The organism is Streptomyces sp. NPDC020965 (assembly GCF_044333555.1).
Classification (GTDB): domain Bacteria; phylum Actinomycetota; class Actinomycetes; order Streptomycetales; family Streptomycetaceae; genus Streptomyces.
Window position 1 is genome coordinate 329,112 of sequence record NZ_JBIRRE010000010.1, and the last position, 25,383, is coordinate 354,494.

General features: G+C 69.8%; 26 protein-coding genes. 13 read left to right on the forward strand and 13 right to left on the reverse strand.

All coding sequences use genetic code 11. From position 1 onward, the window contains the following. Nucleotides 1-122: 122 nt before the first annotated feature. The 3 genes from ACH4S7_RS28650 to ACH4S7_RS28660 form a co-directional block, all read right to left on the reverse strand. Nucleotides 123-527 (reverse strand): hypothetical protein, encoded by a 405-nt coding sequence (locus ACH4S7_RS28650; protein ID WP_398524202.1) that lies wholly within the window; start codon nucleotides 525-527, stop codon nucleotides 123-125. Next, nucleotides 520-1,083, reverse strand: a complete 564-nt coding sequence (locus ACH4S7_RS28655) for an RNA polymerase sigma factor (protein WP_398524203.1) — start codon at nucleotides 1,081-1,083, stop codon at nucleotides 520-522. Before ACH4S7_RS28655 ends, ACH4S7_RS28650 begins: the two co-directional genes overlap by 8 nt. Nucleotides 1,084-1,295: 212 nt before the next feature. Beyond that, nucleotides 1,296-1,856, reverse strand: coding sequence for a CGNR zinc finger domain-containing protein (locus tag ACH4S7_RS28660; RefSeq protein WP_398524204.1), 561 nt, complete (start codon nucleotides 1,854-1,856; stop codon nucleotides 1,296-1,298). A gap of 254 nt (nucleotides 1,857-2,110) precedes the next feature. Between ACH4S7_RS28660 and ACH4S7_RS28665 the strand changes: the two genes are divergently transcribed. The 5 genes from ACH4S7_RS28665 to ACH4S7_RS28685 all read left to right on the forward strand — a co-directional run bounded on the left by ACH4S7_RS28665 (nucleotide 2,111) and on the right by ACH4S7_RS28685 (nucleotide 7,790). Then, a complete protein-coding gene (locus tag ACH4S7_RS28665; RefSeq protein ID WP_398524267.1) occupies nucleotides 2,111-3,460 on the forward strand; it encodes an MFS transporter in 1,350 nt (449 codons plus the stop codon). A 204-nt stretch (nucleotides 3,461-3,664) separates the two neighbouring features. Further along, complete coding sequence (locus ACH4S7_RS28670) at nucleotides 3,665-4,402, forward strand: peptidase (RefSeq protein ID WP_398524205.1); 738 nt, start codon at nucleotides 3,665-3,667, stop codon at nucleotides 4,400-4,402. Nucleotides 4,403-4,588: 186 nt separating this feature from the next. After that, a complete protein-coding gene (locus tag ACH4S7_RS28675; protein WP_398524206.1) occupies nucleotides 4,589-5,389 on the forward strand; it encodes a hypothetical protein in 801 nt (266 codons plus the stop codon). A gap of 2 nt (nucleotides 5,390-5,391) precedes the next feature. After that, nucleotides 5,392-6,456 (forward strand): neocarzinostatin apoprotein domain-containing protein, encoded by a 1,065-nt coding sequence (locus ACH4S7_RS28680; protein ID WP_398524207.1) that lies wholly within the window; start codon nucleotides 5,392-5,394, stop codon nucleotides 6,454-6,456. A gap of 14 nt (nucleotides 6,457-6,470) precedes the next feature. Continuing rightward, nucleotides 6,471-7,790 (forward strand): hypothetical protein, encoded by a 1,320-nt coding sequence (locus tag ACH4S7_RS28685; protein ID WP_398524268.1) that lies wholly within the window; start codon nucleotides 6,471-6,473, stop codon nucleotides 7,788-7,790. Between the two features lie 60 nt (nucleotides 7,791-7,850). On the opposite strand, the gene ACH4S7_RS28690 is transcribed toward ACH4S7_RS28685, so the two are convergent. Next, a complete protein-coding gene (locus ACH4S7_RS28690; protein WP_398524208.1) occupies nucleotides 7,851-8,834 on the reverse strand; it encodes a MarR family transcriptional regulator in 984 nt (327 codons plus the stop codon). Between the two features lie 227 nt (nucleotides 8,835-9,061). Here ACH4S7_RS28690 and ACH4S7_RS28695 point away from each other — a divergent pair, with 227 nt between their 5' ends. Together ACH4S7_RS28695 and ACH4S7_RS28700 are read left to right on the forward strand one after the other, a co-directional pair. After that, complete coding sequence (locus ACH4S7_RS28695; RefSeq protein ID WP_398524209.1) at nucleotides 9,062-9,976, forward strand: ABC transporter ATP-binding protein; 915 nt, start codon at nucleotides 9,062-9,064, stop codon at nucleotides 9,974-9,976. Then, a complete protein-coding gene (locus ACH4S7_RS28700; protein ID WP_398524210.1) occupies nucleotides 9,973-10,821 on the forward strand; it encodes an ABC transporter permease in 849 nt (282 codons plus the stop codon). Before ACH4S7_RS28695 ends, ACH4S7_RS28700 begins: the two co-directional genes overlap by 4 nt. A 228-nt stretch (nucleotides 10,822-11,049) precedes the next feature. Here ACH4S7_RS28700 and ACH4S7_RS28705 read toward each other — a convergent pair whose 3' ends face one another. Continuing rightward, entirely contained in the window at nucleotides 11,050-12,546 is a 1,497-nt protein-coding gene (locus ACH4S7_RS28705) for a peptide MFS transporter (RefSeq protein ID WP_398524211.1), read from the reverse strand. Between the two features lie 504 nt (nucleotides 12,547-13,050). On the opposite strand from ACH4S7_RS28705, the gene ACH4S7_RS28710 reads away from it, so the two are divergent. Both ACH4S7_RS28710 and ACH4S7_RS28715 read left to right on the forward strand, forming a co-directional pair. Then, nucleotides 13,051-13,728: a response regulator transcription factor gene (locus ACH4S7_RS28710; RefSeq protein ID WP_398524212.1), complete on the forward strand. Its 678-nt coding sequence runs from the start codon at nucleotides 13,051-13,053 to the stop codon at nucleotides 13,726-13,728. A 549-nt stretch (nucleotides 13,729-14,277) separates the two neighbouring features. Then, nucleotides 14,278-15,543 (forward strand): ATP-binding protein, encoded by a 1,266-nt coding sequence (locus ACH4S7_RS28715; protein ID WP_398524213.1) that lies wholly within the window; start codon nucleotides 14,278-14,280, stop codon nucleotides 15,541-15,543. Nucleotides 15,544-15,639: 96 nt separating this feature from the next. Here the strand turns inward: ACH4S7_RS28715 and ACH4S7_RS28720 are convergent, their stop codons facing one another. Continuing rightward, entirely contained in the window at nucleotides 15,640-16,221 is a 582-nt protein-coding gene (locus ACH4S7_RS28720; protein WP_398524214.1) for a GtrA family protein, read from the reverse strand. A 255-nt stretch (nucleotides 16,222-16,476) separates the two neighbouring features. Here ACH4S7_RS28720 and ACH4S7_RS28725 point away from each other — a divergent pair, with 255 nt between their 5' ends. Genes ACH4S7_RS28725 through ACH4S7_RS28735 form a run of 3 tightly spaced genes read left to right on the forward strand, consistent with a single transcriptional unit; the run spans nucleotide 16,477 to nucleotide 19,362 of the window. Next, nucleotides 16,477-17,616 carry a 5-(carboxyamino)imidazole ribonucleotide synthase gene (locus ACH4S7_RS28725; RefSeq protein WP_398524215.1) on the forward strand — a complete coding sequence of 380 codons (1,140 nt, stop codon included), beginning with the start codon at nucleotides 16,477-16,479 and terminating at the stop codon, nucleotides 17,614-17,616. Next, on the forward strand, nucleotides 17,613-18,140 hold the full coding sequence (gene purE / locus ACH4S7_RS28730; protein WP_398524216.1) for a 5-(carboxyamino)imidazole ribonucleotide mutase: 528 nt from the start codon (nucleotides 17,613-17,615) through the stop codon (nucleotides 18,138-18,140). The genes ACH4S7_RS28725 and purE overlap by 4 nt, the downstream gene beginning before the upstream one ends. Nucleotides 18,141-18,147: 7 nt before the next feature. Next, nucleotides 18,148-19,362 carry a dipeptidase gene (locus tag ACH4S7_RS28735; protein ID WP_398524217.1) on the forward strand — a complete coding sequence of 405 codons (1,215 nt, stop codon included), beginning with the start codon at nucleotides 18,148-18,150 and terminating at the stop codon, nucleotides 19,360-19,362. Between the two features lie 109 nt (nucleotides 19,363-19,471). Here the strand turns inward: ACH4S7_RS28735 and ACH4S7_RS28740 are convergent, their stop codons facing one another. Continuing rightward, entirely contained in the window at nucleotides 19,472-20,803 is a 1,332-nt protein-coding gene (locus ACH4S7_RS28740; protein ID WP_398524218.1) for a UDP-glucose dehydrogenase family protein, read from the reverse strand. 187 nt (nucleotides 20,804-20,990) lie between these two features. On the opposite strand from ACH4S7_RS28740, the gene ACH4S7_RS28745 reads away from it, so the two are divergent. Continuing rightward, a complete protein-coding gene (locus tag ACH4S7_RS28745; RefSeq protein ID WP_398524269.1) occupies nucleotides 20,991-22,139 on the forward strand; it encodes an acyl-CoA dehydrogenase family protein in 1,149 nt (382 codons plus the stop codon). A gap of 64 nt (nucleotides 22,140-22,203) precedes the next feature. On the opposite strand, the gene ACH4S7_RS28750 is transcribed toward ACH4S7_RS28745, so the two are convergent. The 6 genes from ACH4S7_RS28750 to ACH4S7_RS28775 form a co-directional block, all read right to left on the reverse strand. After that, nucleotides 22,204-22,671 (reverse strand): hypothetical protein, encoded by a 468-nt coding sequence (locus ACH4S7_RS28750; protein WP_398524219.1) that lies wholly within the window; start codon nucleotides 22,669-22,671, stop codon nucleotides 22,204-22,206. Between the two features lie 84 nt (nucleotides 22,672-22,755). Beyond that, on the reverse strand, nucleotides 22,756-22,986 hold the full coding sequence (locus tag ACH4S7_RS28755; protein ID WP_398524220.1) for a DUF397 domain-containing protein: 231 nt from the start codon (nucleotides 22,984-22,986) through the stop codon (nucleotides 22,756-22,758). Between the two features lie 144 nt (nucleotides 22,987-23,130). Continuing rightward, nucleotides 23,131-23,757: a DUF5753 domain-containing protein gene (locus ACH4S7_RS28760; protein WP_398524221.1), complete on the reverse strand. Its 627-nt coding sequence runs from the start codon at nucleotides 23,755-23,757 to the stop codon at nucleotides 23,131-23,133. A gap of 55 nt (nucleotides 23,758-23,812) precedes the next feature. Next, on the reverse strand, nucleotides 23,813-24,643 hold the full coding sequence (locus ACH4S7_RS28765) for a helix-turn-helix domain-containing protein (RefSeq protein WP_398524222.1): 831 nt from the start codon (nucleotides 24,641-24,643) through the stop codon (nucleotides 23,813-23,815). Further along, nucleotides 24,640-25,164 carry a DUF6879 family protein gene (locus ACH4S7_RS28770; RefSeq protein WP_398524223.1) on the reverse strand — a complete coding sequence of 175 codons (525 nt, stop codon included), beginning with the start codon at nucleotides 25,162-25,164 and terminating at the stop codon, nucleotides 24,640-24,642. The genes ACH4S7_RS28765 and ACH4S7_RS28770 overlap by 4 nt, the downstream gene beginning before the upstream one ends. Further along, a complete protein-coding gene (locus ACH4S7_RS28775) occupies nucleotides 25,148-25,339 on the reverse strand; it encodes a hypothetical protein (RefSeq protein WP_398524270.1) in 192 nt (63 codons plus the stop codon). The genes ACH4S7_RS28770 and ACH4S7_RS28775 overlap by 17 nt, the downstream gene beginning before the upstream one ends. Between the last annotated feature and the right edge of the window lie 44 nt (nucleotides 25,340-25,383).

The following is a 25,383-nucleotide window of genomic DNA, read 5'->3' on the forward strand; positions in this document are numbered from 1 at the left end:
GCCCGTCCGGCGTTTGAGGACGGACCTTCGCGCTCAAGGCGGCTGGAAGGCCAAGGTCCCTCGGACGAAGCCGCTCGCCCGTGCCCTGCTCCCCGCCGCCTCGGGCGAGCCGGTCGGGTCGGTCAGTCCGGGCGGTGGTCAGTCCGGGCGATGCCCAGCTCGCAGCGACCGTCGGCACAGGAACTCCGCAACCGCCCCATCGAGACCGTCCGCACCAGCCCGATCGCCCAGCACATGGGACAGCCGCGCAGTGCGAGCAGCCCGACCGGTGCGAGCAACAGACTGCCCGGCCCGGTGACCGGCAGCAGCAGCACCGCACCGGCCAGCGCGCCGAACCCCACCGCGCCGCGCGCCAGATGCCGGGGCAGCGAGGCGCTGGCGAAACCCCGCCCGCCGCCCACGGACGACGTGCTCCCTTCCGACGCGGCCGGCTTCTGCGGGGCGTCCCGTACGCCTCCCTCCCGTACGCCCCCGTCCCGTACGCCCCCGTCCCGTACCGCGGCTCCCGCCCCGCGCCGATCAGCCATGACCGCCTCCCGGGACGGGTCCGACCGCCGGTCCCCGCAGTGATCGGCGGACGTTCATCCGGGCCCGGTGCAGCCGAGACTTCATCGCGGCGGTACTGAGGCCGAGCGTGTCGGCGACCATCCGGCCGCTGTAGCCCTGGACGTCCCGCATAATCAGCACGCTCCGCTGGTCGGCCGGCAGGGCGATGATCGCCGCCGCCACCCGCTCCGCCTCCAGGCGCTGAAACACCTCGTCCTCGAAGGACGGCACGACGGGCTCCGGCGCGGGTTCGGGCCTGCGCGGCGTCAACCGCGCCCGGCGCAGACACTCGTTGCGCACGATGCGGAACATCCACGAGGCCAGCGCGCCGGACGCCCGCAGCATCCCGATCCTGCGGTACAGGATGATCAACGCCTCCTGCGCGGCGTCCTCGGCGTCCTGGGGCGAGGCGCACAAGGAGTGCGCGAACCGCTGTACGTGCGGGTGCGAGCCGTGCACCAGGGCGGTCGTCGCCGCGGCGTCACCCCGCTGCGCGGCAGCGATCAACGGTTCGCCGGGCCAGCCGGTGTCAGCCATGGGAGCGCCCCCGCCGACGCAGCACGGCGACCGTGCAGGCGCAGATGAGCAGAGCCGAGACGATGACGGCACCAAGGATCATGACAGCCTCCGGTTTCCGTGCGGACGCTGATGTCCGCACAGATATAGGAGGCGCGATCGGCTCCGAAGGATTCGGCTCGTACTAATCCCGGTTCGTACGGGCCGGTCGTACGAACCGGGCCCTCCGGTGGCTAGCCAGCGACCGTGGTTGCGTGCTTGGCCGCGTATCGGCGCGCCTTGGTGCGGTTGCCGCAGACGCGCATGGAGCACCAGCGGCGGCTGCGGTTCTTGGACACGTCCCAGAAGACCCAGGCGCAGCCGTGTTCGGCGCAGCGTTTGAGCCGGGCGGCTTCGCCGGTGATGAGGAGTCGGCTCCAGGCGATGGCGATGGCGGCCAGCGCCTGACCGACCGGCGGCAGGTGGGGGGCCGGGACCAGCACGGTGCCGGTGGCGCGCCCGCCGACGGTGGTGAGCAGCGGCAGTTCGCGGAGCGCCTCGTCGGCGGCGCGGACGAGGCCGGGGTCGGGGGTGTCGCCGACGTGGAGGCCGAGTTCTTCGCGGATTCCGGCGCGCAGCCGCAGGCCGAGGTCGTGGTCGGCGGCACCGACCGGGGTACCGGGCGCGAGCAGTTCCCGCTCCGTGAGCCAGGCGGCGAGCTGGGCGGGCTCGGTGATGTCGTCGGTGCCGAGTTCTACGTCGACGGTGTTGGTGAACGCCTCGACCAGTTGGGCCGAGGCCGGTGTCTCGATCATGGGCCACCTCCCGTGGGCCCCCAGTCTAGCCACCCCTAACCGGCTAACTGCTTGACCGGTTCGGTCCGTCGGTGGCAGGCTGCACGCTGTGATTAACCGGTAAACGGCTTAGAGGGTTAGGGGACTTTTCTGTGGACGCTCACGCACCACCGGCCGCTCCCGGGGGCGCCGCACCAGTCGCCCAGTTAGATCAGGCAGTCGGGTCGGGTCAGGCAGCCGGGCCGGATCGGGCCGCCCGGCCCCCGGTCCGATCGCTGCCCGCCCCACCGTCGCCCCGTGGTCCGAAGGGTGATCCGCGCGGCACCCGGAACACCGTCGTCCTGCTCGCCCTCACCGCGGCTACCAACCTCGCGGACGGGATCATCAAGATCGCGCTGCCGGTGCTGGCCACCCGGATCACCAACTCTCCCGGCCAGGTGGCGCTGGTCGCCCTCGCGCTGACCCTGCCCTGGCTGTTCATCGGGCTCCCGGCCGGCGTCCTCGTGGATCGCGCGGACCGCCGCCGACTGCTCTGGCTGGCGAACGGGGCCCGACTCCTCGTGGTCGGCTGGCTGATCCATGTCGTAGCGGCCGGAAACGCCACCATCTGGACGCTGGCCGCCATCGGTGCGGCGCTCGGTGTCGCCGAAGTGGTGGCGCAGACGGCGGAGTCGGCGCTGATCCCCGCGCTGGTGCCGCGGGCGGGACGCGAACGCGCCAATGCGTGGATCGTCGGGGTCGAGACGGCTGCCAATGAGTTCGGCGGCCCCATGATCGGCGGATTGCTGCTGGCGGTCGGCACCGGCATCGCGCTCGGCGTCACCTGGGTCGGCTATCTCGCGGCGGTGCTGCTGCTCTTCGCGCTCGTGGGCCGGTTCCGGGCGGAGCGGCCCGCGACGGGGCCGAAGCGCGACACCGGGCGCGGACCGGAGCGCGTCACCGGGCCCGAGCGGAGGAAGGGTGCCGAGCGGAGGAAGGGTGCCGAGGGGAGGAAGGGTGCCGAGCGGAGGAAGGGTGCTGGGGTGCGGGCGTTCACCGAGGGGCTGCGCCACCTCTGGGGCCACCGACTGCTGCGGACGATGACCCTCATCCAGGCGGTCCTCTGTGCGGGCTGGGGAGCCTGGTTGGCCCTGATGCCCCTGTTCGCGAAGGAGTCGATGGGCCTCGGACCGCAGGAGTACGGGATCGTGCTGAGCGCGCTCGGCGTCGGCGGCCTGGCCGGCACCCTCGCCGTCGTCCGGGTCAACCGGTGGCTCGGCCGCCGCTGGGCCATGTTCGTGGATCTGCTCGGCACGCTGGCGATGGTGGCCGTGCCCGCCCTCACCACCCAGCTCTGGGCCGTCGCGGTCGCCGCCTTCCTCGGTGGCATGGGCGGCACGCTCTGGACGGTCAACGCTCGACTCATCGCCCAGAACGTCGTCCCCGACGAGCTGATGGGCCGGTTCTCCAGCGCCGCACGGCTCCTCGGTTATGGCGGTATGCCGGTCGGTGCCGGTCTCGTCGGCCTGCTCGCCGAGGGGGTCGGTGTCCGGATCGCGTTCCTCATCTTCGCGGTCGCCGTCGCCGCCTCTGTCCTCCCGTTCCTGCGGGTCGTCACGGCTGCCGAACTGCGGGCGGCGGTCTGACGACGGGTGCGGTATCGCGACCGGACGACGACCGGGCGACGGTCGGGCGACGGTCGAAACGCACGGCAACAAGGCGTGTTCTTTGTCTTCCCTCCCCACGGCCCCCGGCGTACCTTGAGCGCCGATCTGATGTTCCGTCAGTAACTTACGGCGGTGGATCGCCCGTACGGCCCGTGATGGCTCCGGCAAGAGGGGAACACTCAGGTGAGGTACCAGAAACGGTCAGCCCTCGCGCTGGCGGCGGCGATGGCGGGCCCGGTGGTGCTGCTGGCCGCCCCCACCGCCCAGGCCGAGGTCGTGAGCGTCAACTACCAGTGCCAGACGCCGATCGGACCCAAGGGTGCCGTCTCGCCGATCGACATCACGTCGGTGAAGAGCGGCAGCTCCTACAAACTGACCATGTCCTTCCAGAAGGGCGTCTCCTCCAGCCCGGTGGAGCTGGGCAAGGGGGCGATGAGCCCGAGCGCGAAGATCAAGCTCGGCGGGGCGGACTCGGGTTCGGTCCCGGTCAGCGGGCCCGCCAACGCGGCGGCGATCCCCGCCAACAGCCCGATCAAGATCAGTGATCTGACCGGAACGTACACACCGAAGAAGAGCGGCAAGGTCACCTTCACGGCCGGAGTGCTCACGATCAAGGCACTCGGGACGACGACCACCTGTACGCCCCAGAACAATCCGAAACCGTCCCTGGAACTGGACGTCACCGGCTCGGGCGGCTCCGGCTCCGGCGGCACGGACTCGGGCGGTTCCGGCTCCGGCGGTTCGGCCGACACCGGTGGCGGCTCCGGTGGCGGCACCCCGGACGGCGGCGGCGAACTGCCCAAGACCGGCCCGCTGGACTCGGCCGTGGCCCTCGGCACGCTCGGCGGCACGGTGCTGCTCTCCGGCGCGGCCGGAGTCCTCTGGCTGACCAGGCGCGGCGGCCGGCGAGCCACGGGCTGACCGGTGGCGGCACGGCTCTCGGTGACACTCGCGGTGGCGCTCTGCGTCCCCTGCGCTCCCGTGACGCTCATGACGGCGGGCCTCCTCGCCACCCCGGCCCTCGCCGCCCCGGCTTCCCCTGCTCGGGTTTCCGCGCCCTCCGCCCCTTCTCTCCCAGCCCGTTCTCTCCCGGCCCCGGCCTGGACGGTGGCCCCGGCCGGAGGCAGACCCGCCGTCTACGCGGAGGGCGCGCCCGGAGCCGTACTGGAGGACGGACTCGCGGTCACCAACCCGGGCTCGGAACCCCTGACCGTACGGCTCAGGACCGCCGACGCGGGCACCACACGGACCGACGCCCGCGCGCCCCGCCCCGGTCCGGACCCGTTGATCACCCTCGCGACCAGGGGCATCACCGTCCCGCCCCGTACCCGCGCCGATATCCCCTTCTCCGTCACCGTCCCCGCCCGCGCGGTCCCCGGCGACCAACCGACCTCCATCACCGTGTCGGCGGCCGGCCGGGAGGTGCGCGTACCGGTCCATCTGCGGGTGACCGGCCCGGCGCTGGCCGCGCTCACCGTCGAGGACGTATCGGTCACCCGGGGCGGCACCATCCGCTACACGCTGGTGAACCGGGGCAATACGACCCTGCGGCCGAAGGTGACGATCACGGCCGACGGTCTTCTCGGGGAGGTCCTGCGCCGCACCCCGCGCGCCCTGCCTGCGGAGTTGGCGCCCGCGCGGCGGGTGACGCTCACCGAGCGGTGGCCCGACCCGCCGTCGCTGGACTCGGTGGACGTCCGGGTCGAGGCGACGGCGGGGGCGGAGGTACGCGGCCGAGGGACGGCGTCGGCGACCTTCGTGCCCTGGCTCCCGGTGTCGGCGGCGGCTGCGCTGCTGGCGGCTGCGGCGGGCGCACTCCGGTTCGCCGTTCGCCGCCACCCCGGCCGGAGACCATCCGAACCGTCCGGTAGTGCACGCCGAATGAAAGACCCCAGGTCAGGAGCGTGATGATGTACGAGGCCGACGCGGCACGCGCGACGGATCAGGCCCGGCCGTCCGCGCCCGCCCTCATCCTGGTCCTGGTCCTGGTGCTGGCGCTGCTGCCCCTGCTGCTGCTCGCCCCGGTGACAGCGGCTCCGGCGCACGCCGCCACGGCCCGATCCACCCCCGGGATCACGCTCTCCCAACCACAGGCGGGCAAGGGCGCCGAGATCACGGTCAGCGGCAGCGGCTGGCGCCCCAACACCCTCCTCATGATGCTGATCTGCGGCCAGAACATGATCGGCGGCACCAACACCTGCGCCAACGCCGACGGCCGCGCGGTCACCACCGACGCCCAGGGGTCCTTCAGCAAGAAGATGCCGGTGACCGCACCCCCCAAGCCCTGCCCCTGTGTCATCCATGTGGCGACCGTCACCGGGGCCGCGGCGGCGGAGGACGCGCCGTTCACCGTCACGGGCCATCCGACCGCGCCCCTGCCCCGGCCCACCGGCGGCGGAAAGCTCGCGGTGCTGGCCACGACCCGGCTCGAAGGCGACTCCGGCGTACTCGTCTTCTTCGGCGCGCCGCCCTCCCGGCGCCTCACCTTCACCGTGGGCAATCTCGGCACCACCCCGATCAGGGACCCGCTCTTCCGGGTCGGTACCGCGCACGGCCTGTACGCACCCCAGTGGGAGGAGCGGCAGTGGCGCGGCACCATCGCGCCCGGCCAGAAGGCGCAGGTGAAGCTGCCGGTCGAACTGTCGGCGGGGGCGCACGGTGACTACGAGGTCTCGGTGCGGTACGGGGAGAAGGTGATCGTCGCCCAGCCGTGGGGCGTCGGCCGCCCCTGGGGCGTGACGATCTTCTGGGTGCTGCTGGCCGTCGTCGTACCCGCGGCCCTCTTCCGCATCGGCATGGCGATCGTCGACCGGGTCCGCCCGAACCGGGTCGCCCGTGGACCGGCCCGCCACCGCGCCCGCGCGGCCACCGGGCCCGCCGAGCCGACCGCGACCACGACCACGGCGGTCCTGCCGTGGTTCACAGCTGACTCCGCACCGTCAGAGAACCGACCGACGACGAAGGGACATTCGTGAGCACGCAACGGAGGATGAGCGCGGCCGGAGTCGCACTGATGCTCGGCGGCGCGGGAATCCTGTTGGCCGCGAGCCCCGTCCAGGCCGCCGAGGTCTCGTACGCGACGGAGTGCGTACCGCCCGCGATCTCCGGGCTGCCACCCGTCCAGGGCACGACGAAGGTGGAGCTCACCGCGCCGGCCCAGGCCAAGGTGGGGGACGAGATCGAGGTGGTGTGGAAGACGGTCCAGGCGGCGTCCAAGAACCCCGACGTCCTTGACCTCGGGAAGGACACGGTGAAGCCGACCGGCACGATCGCGCTCGGCGGCGCGGCTTCGGGGGAGCTGCGGATGGAGGGGCCGCGCCAGAACCCGCCGATCCCGAAGAACAGCCCGATGGTGTTGCCGCAGATGAAGGGCAAGCTGAAGCTGACGAAGGCGGGCGAGATCACGCTGACGCCGGGCGGGTACACGATCAACGTCTCCAAGCCGCTGTCGACGGACACGAAGTGCACACCGAAGGAGACGGTGGGAGCAGGCGCGACCATCAAGGTGACGGAGGGCGGCAGCACCACCACGGGCGGCTCCACGACGACCACCGGTGGCGCCACGACAACCAGCGGCGGTGCCACAACAGGCGGTGCCACAACAGGCGGTGCCACGACTGGAGGACCGGGTAGCGGCACCGACTTCCCCGGCAAGACGGTCCAGGTCACCTATGACTGCACCGCCCCGGGACCGAAGGGCATCAAGGCCCCCGTCACGATCAACGCCAAGAAGAGCGGCGGCGGCTACGCCCTGACGGTCAAGACCGGCACCTCGGTGATGGACAGCCCGGCGCCGCTGCCGGTGGGCGCCATGAAGGGCTCGATGAAGGTCGCCCTGGGCGGCGCTGACAAGGGCGCGGTCAACGTCGTCGGCGAGCCGAACAAACAGCCCATCGAGGCGGGCAAGCCGGTGGGCATCGGCGAATTGAAGGGCACCTACAAACCCGGCGCTACGGGCAAGTCGACGCTCAGCCCCGGCACGATGACGATCGATGTCAACCTCGGCGGCCAGAAGATCGTCATCCCCTGCCAGGTCAAGGGCGCGGCGGGCGTCTCCCTGGAGCTGACGACCGAGGCCCAACAGGGCGGCGCGAGCGGCGGCGACTCCGGCGCTGCGAGCGCGTCGGGTGGCGCCGGGTCATCGGGCGGCGCCGGTGGCGCGGCCGACTCGGGCGGCGGCCTCGCGGAGACGGGCGCCGAGGACAACGGCACCCTGCGGGCGCTCGCACTGGTGGCGGGCACGGTCATCCTGCTGGGCGGCGCGGTGTTCACCTTCACCCCGTGGACCAGGCTCCGCGGCACCCGCTGAGACCCGACCGGCTCGCGGCCGGGGACCGAGACCGCCGTGGAGGGGCGGCCGGTCCAGGACTCAGCCACTCGCGGTGAGGGCCCGGCGCTGGGTCTCGGTGAGGCGGTCCCGGCGGGCCTCGGTCGTGTAGGTGTCGGGCGGGGTCCGTACGACGGTGAGCGGGTCGGCGATGTCGGGGTGCCGGTCGGCGAGGCGCAGCGCTTCGGTGACCCGGTCCGGGGGCCAGCCCAGGGCGGTCGCCAATTGGTCGGTGGTGCGGGGTGCGGCGGTGTGGACCAGGGCGGCGAGGACGGTCAGGGTGTCGGCGAAGACGGCCGCCGTGGTGCCGCCCGCCATATCGTCGCCGAGGCTGCGGAAGAAGTGGCGCATCCGGTCCAGCCGGGCGCCGGCCGGGGTGGTGGTCCCGAGGAGTTCGGCGCCCCGCTCGGCGGTGTCCGCCCAGAGCGTGTTCGTCCGGGCGCTCGTCAGCCAGGCCCGGAGCCAGACGTCGTCGTCGATGACGTAGCTCTCGCGCCGCTGCCGGGGGTCCCGTTCGCGCCGGATCACCGAGAGCGGTTCGAGGTAGCCGACGGCTTTGGAGACCGAAGCCGGGCTGACCCGCAGCCGCTGGACGAGTTCGGCGGCGGTGAGGCGGCCGGCGTCGGTGGTGACCAGGTGGGCGAGGAGTCGGGCCGCCATCCGGGGGACCCCGGTCTCGACCATCATGGTGGCGAACTCCTCGGCGAACTCCGCGGTGGAGTCCCGTACGGCGCCGCGATCGTGCCCGTCCGTGCCGGCGCCGGACGCCGGCTCCGGGGCGCGGCGGCGGGCGCGTTCGCCGGTGGACCGGTGGGCGCGGTCCGCGCCGTAGCCGTCGGGGCCGCCGTTACGGGTGACCTCCCGGCTGACGGTCGATGTCGGCCTGCCGAGGCGCCGGGCGATCTCCGCGTAACCGAGCCCGTCGTCAAGACCCGCGCCGATCCGCTCACGGTCCCGCTGGGTCAGCCTGCCTCCGGGCATCCGGGGCGCCTCCTGCTCCTCGATGTGCGCCCAGTATGCGTTCACCGTCAATCCATTGCAACGAACAGCGCGATCCGTCGATGCATTCACGCTCAAGGTCATTGCAATGAAGGCTCCACATAGCCCTAATCTAAAGGGCATCATGGGTCTTCTCCATCATTGACGCATTCAGAAACGCAACGTAGCCTTCGCGGAATTCTGAATCTCCACGCCCCGCTGTGAGCCGCACACACCAGGCGTGCGCGGAGGCGTGCACACACGAAGGCGAGATGATGACGACGAGCGGAAAGACCGTGCTCGATGTCGACGGACTACGCATGCGCTACGGCACCCACGACGTCCTGCGCGAGGTGACGTTCCGGGCCAGCCACGGGGAGGTGCTGGCCCTGCTGGGCCCCAATGGAGCGGGCAAGACCACCACCATCGAAATCCTGGAAGGCTTCCGCATGCGGTCGGCCGGCCGGGTCGAGGTGCTCGGCCACGATCCGGCACACGGCGACGAAGCCTGGCGGGCCCGCCTCGGAGTCGTACTCCAGTCCTGGCGTGACCACGGCAAGTGGCGGGTGCGCGAACTCCTCGCCCACCTCGGCTCCTACTACGTCCCGTACTCCACCGAGGCGGTCCGGCGGCCGTGGGACCCCGGCGAACTCGTCGCGGCGGTCGGTCTGACCGCGCATGCCGGTAGCAAGATCAAGACACTCTCCGGGGGGCAGCGGCGCCGGCTGGACGTGGCGATCGGCCTCGTCGGCCGCCCCGAACTGCTCTTCCTGGACGAGCCCACGGCGGGCTTCGACCCGGACGCCCGGCACGAGTTCCACGGCCTCGTCCGCCGTCTCGCCGAGGAGCACGAGACCACCGTCCTGCTCACCACGCACGATCTGGACGAGGCCGACAAGCTCGCCGACCGCATCATGATCCTGGCCGGTGGGCGGATCATCGCCGACGGCACGGCGGACGAACTCGCGCGGCGCGCCGCGAGCCGGGACGAAGTGCGGTGGACGCGCGACGGGCGGCGGTGGTCCGAGTCGACCACCGAGTCGACCGCGTTCGTCCGCGGACTCTTCGGCCGGTACGGGGAGACGATCGGCGAACTCGAAGTGCGCCGGGCGTCCCTGGAGGACACCTACCGGGCGCTCGTACAGCAGGGCGGGCCCGCCGCCGACCGCCCCGCGGCGGTGGCGCTGTGAACCCGCGCGGCACGGCCTTACGGGCGGGCTGGAACCGTGGCCTGATCGAGCTGCGACAGTCGTTCACCAACGGCGAGGACCTGGTCTCCCATCTGCTCTGGCCGGTCCTGATGCTGCTCGTTCTCTTCTTCCTGCGCGACCGGTCCTTCGAGTCGGACGGAATCCCACTCTCCACCCTGGTCCTGCCGAGCGTGCTGGGGATGAACGCCGCGATGGGCATGGTCACCATGAGCCAGGTGCTCACCGCCGAACGCGAGGACGGCACCCTGCTCCGGGCCAAGGCCACCCCGAACGGGATGCCGGGCTACCTCGTCGGCAAGGTCGTCGCCATCTCCGGCGGTCTCCTCGCCGACCTGGCTATCCTGCTGCTCCCCGGACTGCTGATCATCGACGGGCTGACGGTCGGCAGCCCCGGCGCCTGGCTGAACCTCGCCTGGGTGCTGGTCCTCGGAATGCTGGCGACGCTGCCCATCGGCGCGATCCTGGGCTCGGTGTTCACCAGCGCGCGCGGCCAGGGACTGATCCAGCTCCCGGTGCTGGGCGTGATCGCGATCTCCGGCATCTTCTATCCGGTCACCGCGCTGCCGGAGTGGCTGCAAGGGGTCGCGCAGGCCACCCCGGTCTACTGGCTCGGCCTGGGTACCCGATCGGCCCTGCTGCCGGACAGCGCGGCGGCGGTGGAGATCGGCGACTCCTGGCGGCAGCTTGAGACGGTCGGGGTGCTGGGCGCCTGGGCCGTCGCGGGCCTGCTCGTGGCGCCGTTCGTGCTGCGCCGGATGGCGCGCCGGGAGTCGGGTTCGGGCGTGGCCGGCCGCCGCGAGAAGGCGCTCCAGCGGATCGGATAGCCCGGGTTACGGGGCGGAGACCGAAGGGGTACGGGGCGGAATGCCTCGCGCGAGCTGGGCTTCGGGGCGGAGCGGACGGCCCGGCGCACGGGGAAGGGCGCCGTACCGGTGATGTACCGGGCGGTCCGGCATACGGAGAAGGGCCGCCGCATCGGTGACGTATCACCGGTGCGACGGCCCTTCCCGGGAGTCAGCCCCTGCGGGTCCGGCTCCCCTGAGCGTCGGGCGTCAGTTCACGCCGCCCATGAGCGGCTTGACCTTGCGCCGGAACATGAAGATCGCGACACCCGCGAGCGCGGCGATCACACCCTGGCTGGCGAACCACCCTTGGGTGTCCGTCGGCGCGCCGACGAGCTGGAGCAGCGCGATGACCGAGTCACCCGCGGTCACCGCGAGGAACCAGACACCCATCATCTGGGAGGCGTACTTCTCCGGCGCCAGCTTCGTCGTCAGCGACAGACCCACCGGGGAGAGGCACAGCTCACCGACGGTCTGCATGAAGTAGACCGCGACCAGCCACATCGGGGAGACCTTGACGTCGCCGACGGCCATGCCCTGCGCCACCATCATCACGCCGAACGAGCCACCGACCAGCACCAGGGCCGCGGCGAACTTCGAGAGCGTGCTCGGCTCCTTGTTCCGCTTGAACAGCGCCACCCAGAGCATCGCGAAGATCGGCGCGAGCGCCATCACGAACAGCGGGTTCAGCGACTGGAACCAGCTCGCGGGGAACTCGAAGCCGAAGAGCGTGGACTCGGTGTTGTTCTTCGCGAAGAGCGAGAGCACGGAACCGGTCTGGTCGTAGATCGCCCAGAACGCGGCGGCGGCGACGAAGAACCAGATGTAGCCCGACATCCGGGACTGCTCCATCGCCGACAGGTCCTTGTCCCGCTTGATGCGGAAGAGGTACCAGGTCGGCAGCAGCAGGCCGAGGACGGTCAGCGGCCACAGCACCCAGTCCAGGCTGAACGCGCCCGAGAGACCGACGATGGCGTACGCGGCTGCCGCGACACCCAGCCAGATCAGGGCCTTGCGGATCATCGCCGAGCGCTCGTCGTCGGAGAGCGGCGACGGGACCTTGGTCGACTCCTCGTTGAGGTGCCGGAAGCCGAGGAAAAAGCAGATCAGGCCGATCGCCATACCGACACCGGCCATGGCGAAGCCGAGGTGCCAGTTGATCTTCTGGCCGACCCAGCCGATGGTCAGCGGGGCGAAGAAGGCACCGAGGTTGATGCCCATGTAGAAGATCGTGAAGCCGCCGTCACGGCGCGGGTCGTTCTTCTCCGTGTAGAGCTGGCCGACCATCGTGGAGATGTTGGCCTTCAGCACACCGGAACCGGCCGCGATGAACGCGAGACCGATGAAGAACGAGATGTCCGCGGGGACCGCGAGCAGGAAGTGGCCGGCCATGATGACGGTGCCGGCGATCGCGGTCGCCTTGCGCGCGCCCCAGACCCGGTCGCCGAGCCAGCCGCCCGGCAGCGCGAGCAGGTACACCATGGCGTTGTAGACGGAGTAGATCGCGACCGCGGTCGCATCCTTCATGCCGAGTCCACCGTCGGCCACATTGGTGGCCAGGTAGAGCACGAGCAGGGCCCGCATTCCGTAGAAGCTGTAGCGCTCCCACATCTCGGTCATGAACAGATTGGCCAGGCCGCGGGGGTGGCCGAAGAAGGTCTTCTCGGGGACGGAGCCGACCGAGTCCTTCGTCAGGCTTGACGCCATGGACGTTCCTTGCTGTCGGGACGCGCTGCTGGGTGAGCGGTGTCGCGCCCGGTGGGGGTGACCGGCACCGGTGAAGAGTCGTCCCGACCCCACGCCTGCGAAGGGGCCCGCTCCCGGCGTGGGGTGCCGGAGGCGCGGGGGACAGTCCGCACCGGGATCCACGCCCCTGAGGCGGCATTGCCTCGGGGCCCGGCCCACAGGTCGTTCACTGTCTTTTGGAACCGGAATCTCCGGCTCCACGCACAGAAGAGACCTCTGGCTTCTATACCGCGCTCACTGCTAGCTGCTCGCGCGGCAGGCCAAAGGTCTGCGTGTAGTGCTACAGGCGTACTCGACACCATACGACACGACACGGAGGGATATGGAAGGACTTGTAAGATGGATCACAGGTGATCGTGGAACCACCTGCCCTGTTTCCAAGGTGATAGTCAAGATCAAGTACCAGAGTCATGGGGCCTGTCGATCGCCCCTCGCCGCCTCCACCTCGCGGACTACCATCACCACATGACGCGTGTACTGCTCGCCGAGGACGACGCATCCATCTCCGAGCCGCTGGCCCGGGCCCTGCGCCGAGAGGGGTACGAGGTCGAGGTGCGCGAGGACGGCCCGGCCGCGCTGGACGCCGGGCTGGCAGGCGGCATCGACCTCGTCGTACTGGATCTCGGACTGCCCGGCATGGACGGCCTGGAGGTCGCGCGCCGATTGCGCGCGGAAGGGCACACCGTGCCGATCCTGGTGCTCACCGCCCGTGCGGACGAGGTCGACACGGTCGTGGGCCTGGACGCCGGGGCCGACGACTACGTGACCAAGCCCTTCCGCCTCGCGGAGCTGCTCGCCCGGGTCCGGGCACTCCTCCGGCGCGGCGCGACCGAGCCCGCACCGGCCCCCGCGACCCACGGCGTACGGATCGACGTGGAGTCGCACCGGGCGTGGATGGGCGAGGAGGAGCTACAGCTCACGGCGAAGGAATTCGACCTCCTGCGGGTCCTGGTCCGTGACGCGGGCCGGGTCGTCACCCGCGACCAGCTGATGCGCGAGGTGTGGGACACCACCTGGTGGTCGTCGACGAAGACGCTCGATATGCACATCTCGTGGTTGCGGAAGAAGCTCGGTGACGATGCGGCGAACCCGCGCTATATCGCCACGGTGCGTGGGGTGGGCTTCCGCTTCGAGAAGAGCTGATCCCGGGGGCCCTCGGGCCCGGACGCCCGGCTCCCCGGGCGGGCTGAAATGTTCGGCCTCTCCGGGCGGGCTCGAATCAGCCTCTCCGGCGTTTGAGGAGCGGGGTTCGGGGCGGAGGCCCGCGAGGGGCTGGGACTTACGGGAAGCCGGGCACCGGGCGGGCCACTCCGGTCGAGGGATCCTGTACACCTCAAGCCCTTGTGCGCGGGGGTCCGTCCTCAAGCGCCGGACGGGCTGAAATGTTCAGCCTCTCCGGGCGGGCTCAGATCAGCCTCTCCGGCGATTGAGGAGCGGGGTTCGGGGCGGAGCCCCGCAAGGTGCCGAGACTCACGGGAAGCCGGGCAACGGGCGGGCCGCTCCGGTCGAGGGGCCCGTACACCTCAAGCCCTTGTGCGCGGGGGTCCGTCCTCAAGCGCCGGACGGGCTGAAATGTTCGGCCTCTCCGGGCCGGGCGGAGGGCATCGGCGTCAGCGACCCGCGCCCCCCGGACGCGACTCCGGCATAGGCTCGGCCCAGCCATCCCCACCCCCGCCCGCCCGGAGGGCCCCTGTGCGTCGACGACTCATCAACTCCACCCTCGCCGTCGTCCTCGTCGTCATCGCCGTCTTCGGGGTCTCCCTGGTGATCGTCGAGACCCGCACCATCAGCTCCAGCGCCCAGGAGAGCGTCGACTCGGAGGCCATCCGACTGCTCAGTCTCGTGGACAACCTGCTGGCCGACGGCGAGGAGATCAGCCCCGGTGTCCTCGTCGAGCGGAGCGGCACCAAGCGCTACGCCCTGATCGAGATCCCCGGCCGGGCCCCCATCGAGATCGGCGACCGCCCCGGCGGCAGCGTCATCCAGGGCGAGGCGAAGGGCGACGACCGGGTGCAGGTCACCGTCAAGGAGCCCTGGTCGGCGATCACGGAGGAGGTCGCCCGCAGTCTGCTGATCATCGCCGGGGTCGCGCTGCTCGCCGTGATTGCTGCGGTACTCCTCGCCGTACGGCAGGCCAATCGGCTCGCCTCCCCGCTCACGGACCTCGCCGAGTCGGCCGAACGGCTCGGTTCGGGCGATCCGCGCCCCGGCCACAAGCGGTACGGCGTTCCCGAGCTGGACCGGGTCGCCGACGTCCTGGACGCCAGCGCCGAGCGGATCGCGCGGATGCTCACCGCCGAACGCCGGCTCGCCGCCGACGCCTCGCACCAGCTCCGTACCCCGCTGACGGCGCTCTCCATGCGGCTGGAGGAGATCTCCGAGACCGACGATCCCGCCACCGCCAAGGAGGAGGCGAGCATCGCGCTCACGCAGGTGGAGCGGCTCACGGACGTCGTGGAACGGCTGCTCACCAACTCGCGGGACCCCCGGACCGGCTCCGCCATCGTCTTCGATCTGGACGAGGTGGTGAAGCAGCAGGTCGAGGAGTGGCGCCCGGCCTACCGGAGCACGGGCCGCGCCCTGGTCGCCTCGGGGAAGCAGGGGATGCGCGCGGTCGGCACCCCGGGGGCGGTCGCACAGGTGCTGGCCGCGCTGATCGAGAACTCGCTGATGCACGGCGGGGGCACGGTGGCCATCCGTACCCGGGTCACCGGCAACCAGTCGGTGATCGAGGTGACCGATGAGGGCCCCGGCGTACCGGCCGATCTCGGGGCGCGGATCTTCGAGCGGACGATCAGTGGCCGGAACTCGACCGGGATCGGGCTGGCGGTGGCGCGGGATCTGGCGGAGGCGGACGGCGGCCGGCTGGAGCTGCTCCAGCAGCATCCGCCGGTGTTCGCGCTCTTCCTCAGCCGGGTGGCCCGCAAGCGCAAGGACGACCCGCCGCTGGTGCGCTGAGACCTGCCGGTGCGCACCGGCGCGTTGAGACCTGCCGGTGTGCGCCGGCGCGCTGACCGCCCGGCCGCGTCCGCTACGGGAGCGGGAGGCCGTCCGTCAGCGCCGGGGCCCCACGGCGCCCGGCTCCACCCGCCCCGGCTCCAGCAGCGCCTCCACCGGGTCGCGCGGAGTCGGAGTCGGAGCAGCAGTCGGAGCAGCAGCAGCCGGAGCCGATATCCGGGTCGCCGCCGTGGCCTTCGCGGCCGGTGACTCCCGGAAGACCCACGTCCGGTAGGACCAGAAGCGGAACAGCGTCGCGACCCCGATGCCGAAGAACTTGAAGAAGTTGCTCTGGAGCGGACCGTCCCAGTCGAACCCGTAGGTCGCCGCGTACAGAATGCCGTTCTCGATCACCAGTCCGATGGCGCTGAACACCAGGAACATCGAGAGTTCACGGGTGCGGCCGGTCTTGTCCCGGTCACGGTAGGTGAAGTGGCGGAAGCCCACGTAGTTGAAGGCGATCGCCACCACCGTGGCCAGTATGGAGGCCCGTACGACGGGGACCTCGGTGAAGTGCCGGATCAGATTGAAGACGGCGAGGTTGACGAGCACGCCCACGGCCCCGACCGCCCCGAACTTGGCGACTTCGCGCGTGAGCTGGTCGAGCTGCCCGCGCAGCGCTCCGCCTCGTTCACTCATAGTGAAGGTCCAGCCCCATCAGATCGATGACGTCAACCCCGTCATGCTAACCAGCGATGGGCGCCCGCGCCCGGGGACCTGGTCGACGGCCCCCGACCCGACCGCCCGGAACGAGCCCCCCGAACGGCCCCCCGCCGGGTGACTCCCCGGCCCGGCCCCGTACCCCCGGCCGCCCCGCATTATCACAGGGTGGGACGCATGGCGAGGCGGGAACGGGCCGTCAGGGTCCCGGAGCGTGGCGGATACCCTAGGAGGGTGACGTTTCCGGTAGTCGGCATGGTCGGCGGCGGTCAGCTCGCCCGCATGACCCACGAGGCGGGCATCCCCCTCGGCATCCGTTTCAAGCTCCTCAGTGACACCCCGCAGGACTCCGCCGCGCAAGTGGTCGGCGATGTCGTCATCGGCGACTACCGCGATCTCGACACGCTGCGCGAGTTCGCCCGGGGCTGCGATGTGATCACTTTCGATCATGAGCATGTCCCGATCGAGCATCTGCGCGCCCTGGAGGCCGACGGCGTTCCCGTCCGGCCGGGCCCGGACGCGCTCGTCCACGCCCAGGACAAGGGGGTGATGCGGGCCCGCCTCATGGAGCTGGGCGCGCCCTGCCCCCGGCACCGGCTGGTGACCGACCCCGCCGATGTGGCGGCCTTCGCGGCGGAGGTCGGCGGTTTCCCCGTCATCCTCAAGACGGTGCGTGGCGGCTACGACGGAAAGGGCGTCTGGTTCGTACGGACGGCGGCGGACGCGGCCGAACCGTTCCGCGCCGGTGTCCCCGTGCTCGCCGAGGAGAAGGTCGACTTCACCCGCGAGCTGGCGGCGAACATCGTCCGCTCCCCGCACGGCCAGGCCGTCGCCTACCCGGTGGTCGAGTCCCAGCAGGTCGACGGCGTCTGCGACACGGTGATCGCGCCCGCGCCCGACCTCAGCGAGGAGTTGGCGGGCCGCGCCCAGCAGCTCGCCCTCCGGATCGCCGCCGAGCTGGACGTGGTCGGCCACCTCGCGGTCGAGCTGTTCGAGACGGCGGACGGCCGCATCCTCGTCAACGAACTGGCGATGCGCCCGCACAACTCCGGCCACTGGACCCAGGACGGCGCGGTGACCTCGCAGTTCGCCAACCACGTACGGGCCGTGCTCGATCTCCCGCTCGGCGATCCCCGTCCCCGCGCGCCCTGGACGGTCATGTGCAATGTGCTGGGCGGCGACTACCCGGACATGTACGCGGCGTATCTGCACTGCATGGCCCGCGACCCGCAGCTCAAGATCCATATGTATGGCAAGGACGTGAAGCCCGGCCGCAAGGTGGGGCACGTCAACACCTACGGCGACGACCTCGCGGACGTCCGCGAACGCGCCCGCCACGCGGCCGACTACCTCAGAGGAACGATCACCGAATGAGCAACACCCCGCTTGTGGGCATCGTGATGGGCTCCGACTCCGACTGGCCCGTGATGGAGGCGGCGGCCGAGGCGCTGGCCGAGTTCGAGATTCCGCACGAGGTCGATGTCGTCTCCGCGCACCGGATGCCGCGCGAGATGATCGCGTACGGGGAGCAGGCCGACGCCCGTGGTCTGAAGGTGATCATCGCGGGGGCCGGGGGAGCCGCCCACCTCCCCGGGATGCTCGCCTCCGTCACCCCGCTGCCCGTCATCGGCGTGCCCGTCCCGCTGCGGTACCTCGACGGCATGGATTCACTGATGTCGATCGTGCAGATGCCGGCCGGCGTCCCCGTCGCCACGGTCTCCGTCGCCGGCGCGCGCAACGCCGGACTGCTGGCCGCGCGCATCCTCGCCACCGAGAACCCCGCGCTCCGCGACCGGATGCGCGAGTTCCAGCAGGAGTTGAACGACCAGGCCACCGAGAAGGGCAAGCGGCTGCGCGCGAAAGTCGACAGTGCTAGCTCCTTCGGCTTCGGGAAGTAGAGCCCCCATGACACTTTCCGCACCCTCTCCCGAGTCCGCCGCCCTCCTCGCGCGGGCCCGGGAACTGCTCGCCGCCCACCCCGTCGTCGACGGCCACAACGACCTGCCGTGGGCCCTGCGCGAGAACGTCCGCTACGACCTGGACCGCCTCGACGTCGCCGCCGACCAGACCGGCCGGCTGCACACCGACATCCCCCGGCTGCGCGCCGGAGGGGTGGGCGCGCAGTTCTGGTCCGTCTACGTCCGCTGCGGCATGTCGGGGGACGACGCGGTCAGCGCGACCCTGGAACAGATCGACGCCGTACGCCAGCTACTGGACCGCTACCCCGGCGACCTCGCGGCGGCGCTGACCGCCGACGATATGGAGTCGGCGCGCGCCCAGGGCCGGATCGCCTCCCTGATGGGTGCCGAGGGCGGCCACTCCATCAACAACTCCCTCGCCACCCTGCGCGCCCTGTACGCGCTGGGTGTCCGCTATATGACGCTCACGCACAACGACAACGTCCCGTGGGCCGACTCGGCCACGGACGAGCCGCGCGCCGACGGTCTGACGGCGTTCGGCCGTGAGGTCGTACGGGAGATGAACCGGCTCGGAATGCTCGTGGACCTCTCGCACGTGGCGCCCGCGACGATGCGGGACGCGCTCGCGGTGTCCACCGCGCCGGTGATCTTCTCGCACTCCTCCGCGCGCGCGGTCTGCGACCACGTACGGAACATCCCCGACGACGTGCTGGCGCTGCTGCCCGGCAACGGCGGGGTCGCGATGGCCACCTTCGTACCGAAGTTCATCCTGCCGGAGGCCGGCGAGTGGACCCTCGCTGCGGACAACAACCTCCGGGTGCACGGTCTGGACCACCTGGACACCACACCCGAGGCGATGAAGCTGCACGAGGCGTTCGAGGCGGCGAACCCGCGCCCGATCGCGACACCGGCGACCGTCGCGGACCATCTCGACCACATGCGTGAGATCGCGGGCATCGACCACATCGGCATCGGCGGCGACTACGACGGCACGGCGTTCACCCCGGCCGGCCTGGAGGACGTCGCGGGCTATCCGAACCTGGTGGCGGAACTCCTGGACCGCGGCTGGTCGGAGCCGGACCTCGCCATGCTGACCTGGCGCAACGCGGTGCGGGCACTCCGGGACGCCGAATCGGTGGCCCGCGCCGAGCAGGAGCGCAGGGGCCCGTCGAACGCGACGATCGAGGAACTCGACGCGTAGACCGTTACGGGTACGGGGTCCCCCGGCCAGGGGCCCCCGTACCGGCGCGAGGAGTACGCCTCCGCAGGCGAAGCCCCGCGTCCTGAGAAGCCCCGACATGTACGGCGGCTCAGGCGCGGGGGCGTCCCATCGCCCGGTACACCCATCCCGCCGCGCGCCACTTCTCGCCGTCCAGCGCGTTCCGCCCGTCCAGCACCGTCCGGTTCGTCACGACCTCGCCCAGCACGGCCGGGTCCAGCTCGCGGAATTCGCGCCACTCCGTCAGATGCAGCACCGCGTCCGCGCCCCGTACCGCCTCCAGCGCCGAATCCGCGTACGCCAGCGTCGGGAAGAGCCGGCGCGCGTTCTCCATCCCCTTGGGGTCGTAGACGGTCACCTGGCCGCCCTGGAGATGGATCTGGCCGGCCACGTTCAGGGCGGGGGAGTCGCGTACGTCGTCCGAGTCCGGCTTGAAGGTCGCCCCCAGCACGGCGACCCGCTTCCCCAGGAAGCCGCCCAGGGACTCGCGCGCCAGCTCGACCATATGGCCGCGGCGGCGCATGTTGATGGAGTCGACCTCGCGGAGGAAGGTCAGCGCCTGGTCGACGCCGAGTTCCCCGGCGCGCGCCATGAAGGCGCGGATGTCCTTCGGGAGGCAGCCACCGCCGAAGCCGATGCCCGCCCGCAGGAACTTGGACCCGATGCGCTCGTCGTGGCCGATCGCCTCGGCCAGCTTCACCACATCGCCGTCGGCGGCCTCGCAGACCTCGGCCATCGCGTTGATGAAGGAGATCTTGGTGGCGAGGAAGGAGTTGGCCGAGGTCTTCACCAGCTCGGCGGTGGGGAAGTCGGTCACCACGAACGGCGAGCCCTCGGCGACCGGGGTGGTGTAGACCTCGCGGAGCAGCTTCTCGGCCCGCTCGCTCTCCACGCCCACCACGATCCGGTCCGGGTGCAGGGTGTCGTTGACGGCGAAGCCCTCGCGCAGGAACTCCGGGTTCCAGGCCAGCTCGACATCGCGGGGCGCGTGCTCCGCCAGCAGCCCGGCGAGCCGGGCGGCGCTGCCGACGGGGACGGTGGACTTCCCGACGACCAGCGCGCCGGGCTTCAGCCGCGGGGCGAGCGAGGCGAAGGCGGAGTCGACGTACGACATGTCGCAGGCGTACTCACCGTGCTTCTGCGGGGTGTTCACACAGACGAAGTGCACATCGCCGAAGGCGCCGACCTCCTCCCAGGAGGTCGTGAAGCGCAGCCGCCCGGTCGATCCCTCGATCCCGGCGACATGCCGGGCGAGCAGTTCCTCGAGCCCCGGTTCGTACATCGGCACCCGGCCGGTCGAGAGCAGCTCGATCTTCTCGGGTACGACATCGAGCCCCAGCACCTCGAAGCCCAGCTCCGCCATCGCCGCTGCGTGGGTGGCGCCGAGGTAACCGGTGCCGATCACGGTGATCTTGAGGGCCATACGGTGCTCCAGGGATGTCGGGAGGATGCGCCCCGAGCATAACCGCGTGGTCACGAGGGCACTCTTGCCCTGTCGTACCCCTGTCGCCAAGCTCACGTATGCCCGGGAGCGGTCGGGCAACTAAAATTAGTTACTTAACGGTAGTTAGCATCTTTGGGGAGTGAGCAACGTGACCGGTAAGTCTGGTATCTCGGGGTTTGATCTGTACCGCCCCTCCGAGGAGCACGATGCGCTCCGCGACGCCATCCGCTCGCTCTCCGAAGCGAAGATCCTCCCCTTCGCCGCCGCCGTCGACGAAGAGGCCCGCTTCCCGCAGGAAGCGCTGGACGCGCTGGTCGCCAGCGATCTGCACGCGGTCCACGTCCCCGAGGAGTACGGCGGCGCCGGCGCGGACGCGCTCGCCACCGTCATCGTCATCGAGGAGGTCGCCCGCGTCTGCGCCTCCTCCTCCCTGATCCCCGCCGTGAACAAGCTCGGCTCGCTCCCGGTGATCCTCGCCGGCTCCGAAGACCTCAAGAAGAAGTATCTGGGCCCGCTCGCCAAGGGCGACGCGATGTTCTCGTACTGCCTCTCCGAGCCCGACGCGGGCTCCGACGCGGCGGGCATGAAGACCAGGGCGGTACGGGACGGGGACCACTACATCCTCAACGGCGTGAAGCGCTGGATCACCAACGCGGGCGTCTCCGAGTACTACACGGTGATGGCCGTGACCGACCCGGAGAAGCGCTCCAAGGGCATCTCCGCCTTCGTGGTCGAGAAGTCCGACCCGGGCGTGTCCTTCGGCGCCCCGGAGAAGAAGCTCGGCATCAAGGGCTCCCCGACCCGCGAGGTCTACCTCGACAACGTCCGCATCCCCGCCGACCGCATGATCGGCGCGGAGGGCACCGGCTTCGCCACGGCCATGAAGACCCTGGACCACACCCGCATCACCATCGCGGCCCAGGCCCTCGGCATCGCCCAGGGCGCCCTCGACTACGCCAAGGGCTATGTTCAGGAGCGCAAGCAGTTCGGCAAGGCGATCGCCGACTTCCAGGGCGTCCAGTTCATGCTCGCCGACATGGCCATGAAGCTGGAGGCGGCCCGCCAGCTCACCTACGCCGCAGCCGCCAAGTCCCAGCGCGTCGACGCCGACCTGACCTTCTTCGGCGCGGCGGCCAAGTGTTACGCCTCCGACGCGGCCATGGAGATCACGACCGACGCGGTCCAACTGCTGGGCGGCTACGGCTACACCCGCGACTACCCGGTCGAGCGCATGATGCGCGACGCCAAGATCACCCAGATCTACGAGGGCACGAATCAGATCCAGCGGATCGTGATGGCGCGCAACCTCCCGTAGCGGGACCTCCGGGCACCAACGAGCCCCGGCCCCTTTCGGGCCGGGGCTTCTTCGTGGGCGGGGACTACCGCATCGGGCAGTCCAGCTCCGGCACGGCCCGGTTCGGGGAGCAGCACACCAGGGCCAGCGACAGATACGAGGGCCGTTCGAGATACCAGCCGTGCGCCACGTCCCCGCCCCGGCCGAGTATTTCGGCAGCGGAGTTCACCAAAATCACCAGTCGCGTACGGTCACGGTCCGACCCGGAGGCGAACCGGGGCGCGTAATCGGCGAGCCGTTCCCCGAGCCACTCCGCCGCTTCCTTCGGCTCCTCCCAGGTGCCGTGGACGAGCTTCCCGGGCTTGATGAGCCAGTACGAGGTCTCGATCGGCGGGAGATCCACGACGGGGAACTCCGCCTTCACCTCCTTGTACCGCTGGATCAGCTCCGGCTTGCCGTCGGCCGGGGGCGGATCGGGGTGTACGGGTCTCCGCAGCGCCTCGTCGTCGAACCGTTGCTTGGAGCCGGTCCACAGATAGCCGTGGTGGTGCAACTGACGATCCTCGTCCAGAGCGGTTGAAGCGGCCCCCGCCGCGCCTTCGGAGAGCGGCGGCGGCCGATCGGTGTGAGTGGTCGGTCAGCCGAAGTCGGTGAAGCGCGCCGGGTCGATCCCGGCTGCGGTCAGTTCCTCGGTGGTGAAGCGCAACGGCGCCATGTCCGGCCGCTTGCTGTCAGCCAGCGCCCACGCGCCCTCGCCAATCTTTGAGAGGGACACACACGACTCGCCATCTGGGTGGGTATTGCCTCCGCACGCCTTGAAGTACTCGGCTCCGTCGATAGGCAGGCTGTACAGGTCGGGTCCGGGCATGGGTGTGCCTTCCTGTGAGGTGCTGAAGATCGCCGACCCATGGGCGGAGGAAGCGGCCTGCGCTTCTCTCTTCAGTCGGCGTGCAATCATCCTCGACCGTTCAAGCCGGGGAATCCAGCGTTATTCGCGTTGTCGGGTAGAAGGTCATGAACGGCAGTGACTGCCCCATGAGGAAAGCAACTCTCTCGCCTCTTGCCCGAAGTGGGCGTACTCCTCGTAGACGGCGAACTCATTCAGATGCGCGGAAACATCGCGATGGTCTCGAAATACCATTACTCCGGTAGCGGTCTCCACCGTCGCTATTCGCGTGTCATAGACCGTGAACGTACTGAGGGGGGCGACGGGCATATGGCCGGCGAGTGGAATCACTCCGAGACGGACATTCGACAGACGGCTCACCGAGACCAGATGGTCCATCTGCATGGCCATGGCTGCACCTTGGAGGTAGGGCCATCTGGCAGCCTGCTCGGTCAGAATGAACGTGAACCGTTTCGCGGCATCGTGAAGAACCGCCTGCCGCTCCAACTTCTTCGCGATGGCCTTGCTGTGGTCGCCGGGGATGTCGGCCAGGCTCGCCCTCACATATTCGGGGGTAGCCAATAGGCCCGTCACCATGGAGAGCAGGAAGTACCGGAAATCGGTTGCCGATCGCTCGAACCCGGCCAGTTCGTTCTGCTTCTTCTCCAGGCCCGTGCGACGCTGCGACCAAACGTCTTGCCATTCCATCATGCCGGGTTCCGGCGGGGTGTACAGGTCGATCGCGTTCCGCATCGGCTGCCTTCCGGATTGTCGATGCCTTCAGTATCGACTGATCAGAGGGTGCGCTCTAGTCTGTTTCCCGTTCCCGCAAGAATCCGTCTCGGATGCCATCGACCATGTTCCTCATCTCGATTCCGGAGAGAGCTACCCGTTCGAAACCGTCGAACTTCTTGATGTACAGGTCGACATCTTTCGGGTCGGTGACGACAACCTCCGCATGGACTGTTTCGATCGTGACCATTCGATCATCTCGGATGACGAATGAGTGGTTGGCTATGTCATGCTGTCGCACCCCGATGGGGACTACTCGAATATCCACATGGGGAAGCCGTGACACTGAGACGATCCGGTCGAGCTGAGCGGCCATCATGTGCGGCGGGACGATCTGCCACCGGAGAACGGGCTCGGTAAGAATGAAGTGCAACGACTTGGTTCCGTCGTAGAGGACTTCCTGGCGGTCAAGCCTGCCGGCCATGGTGCGTGTGAGTGAGTCCTCGGTGAGTTTATGGCGCTGCAAAACGGCTCGGATGTACTCCGGTGTCTGGAGCAGGCCGGGAACCATAGCCGGTTGGAAGAGTCGAAGCACGGACATTTGAGCTTCGAGCGCCTTGACGGTCTGTTGGCCCTTGTGAACGCCGATCCGCTTCAAGAGGCGCCAGGCTGTCGTCTCGGTGGCTGCCGCCCGTGCCGCCTCCGCGTACTCCTCCTTGACGGCAGGGGACACGCCTATGGCGGTCAGGATGCGCTCAACGTCCGTCGTGCTCGGGGTCAGCTTGGCGTTCTCAATCTTGGACAGCTTGGACGGAGACATGAGTGCGCTGCGGGCCACTGCTTTGGCTTCCTTTCCGGATGCCTTTCGCAATGCCCGCAGCGCGGTTCCAATTTGCGCCTTGTTCACTCGCCGTACTTGGCCCACCAGTCGGTGAACGGTTCCGCGTGCGCGAGAGCTGCGTCACGGTATCGTACGAACTCCGCGGAATCATCCAGTGGCAACACATCTGCCCCGAGGAAAGCCCCCTGGTCGTCATAGCGCATGACGGCCGTGTCCGCCGAATCGAAGATCCAGAAATCCGGCACGCCCTTCAGTGGGTTGGGCTGCTCGGTGGTGTCGAGGATGAAGAACTCCTCTCCTCCGGTCGAGTTCTTCTGATAGCCCCACCCCAGCTCGTACCTGAGATACTCGGTGAGTGGACGGGTCACGATGTGTACGCGATGGACGCGCTTTCCCTGGCTTGTGAGCGACCGAAGCTCTTTTACCCATTCGGAGTTGTAGCCGTCCGGCTGCCGCTCCCCTGCCAGAAATGCCCGGTACGCATCGGTGTTTCCTGAACGACTGTAGTCGTCCAGGGTTTCCAGGCGGAACGCTTCGTGCTTGAATGAACCGAAAAGATCGCCGAGATTCTTAGATGAGCTTGTCACGGATGGCCCTCCGGATGAGATCCATGGGGATTTCCACGAGGGATTCATGAGCGGGAATCCTCAGGCCGTGGTCAGGCGGAGTCTCACCCTGCACCAGGAGGGTGTCACGGTCCGTCGCGTACAGCGTCGGACAATCCTTGAGTTCGCACGTACTGACCAGCTTCGTTACCTTCACGGCCATTGGTTCCCCTCTCACCTGCTGCCGGATCCCCGCGATGT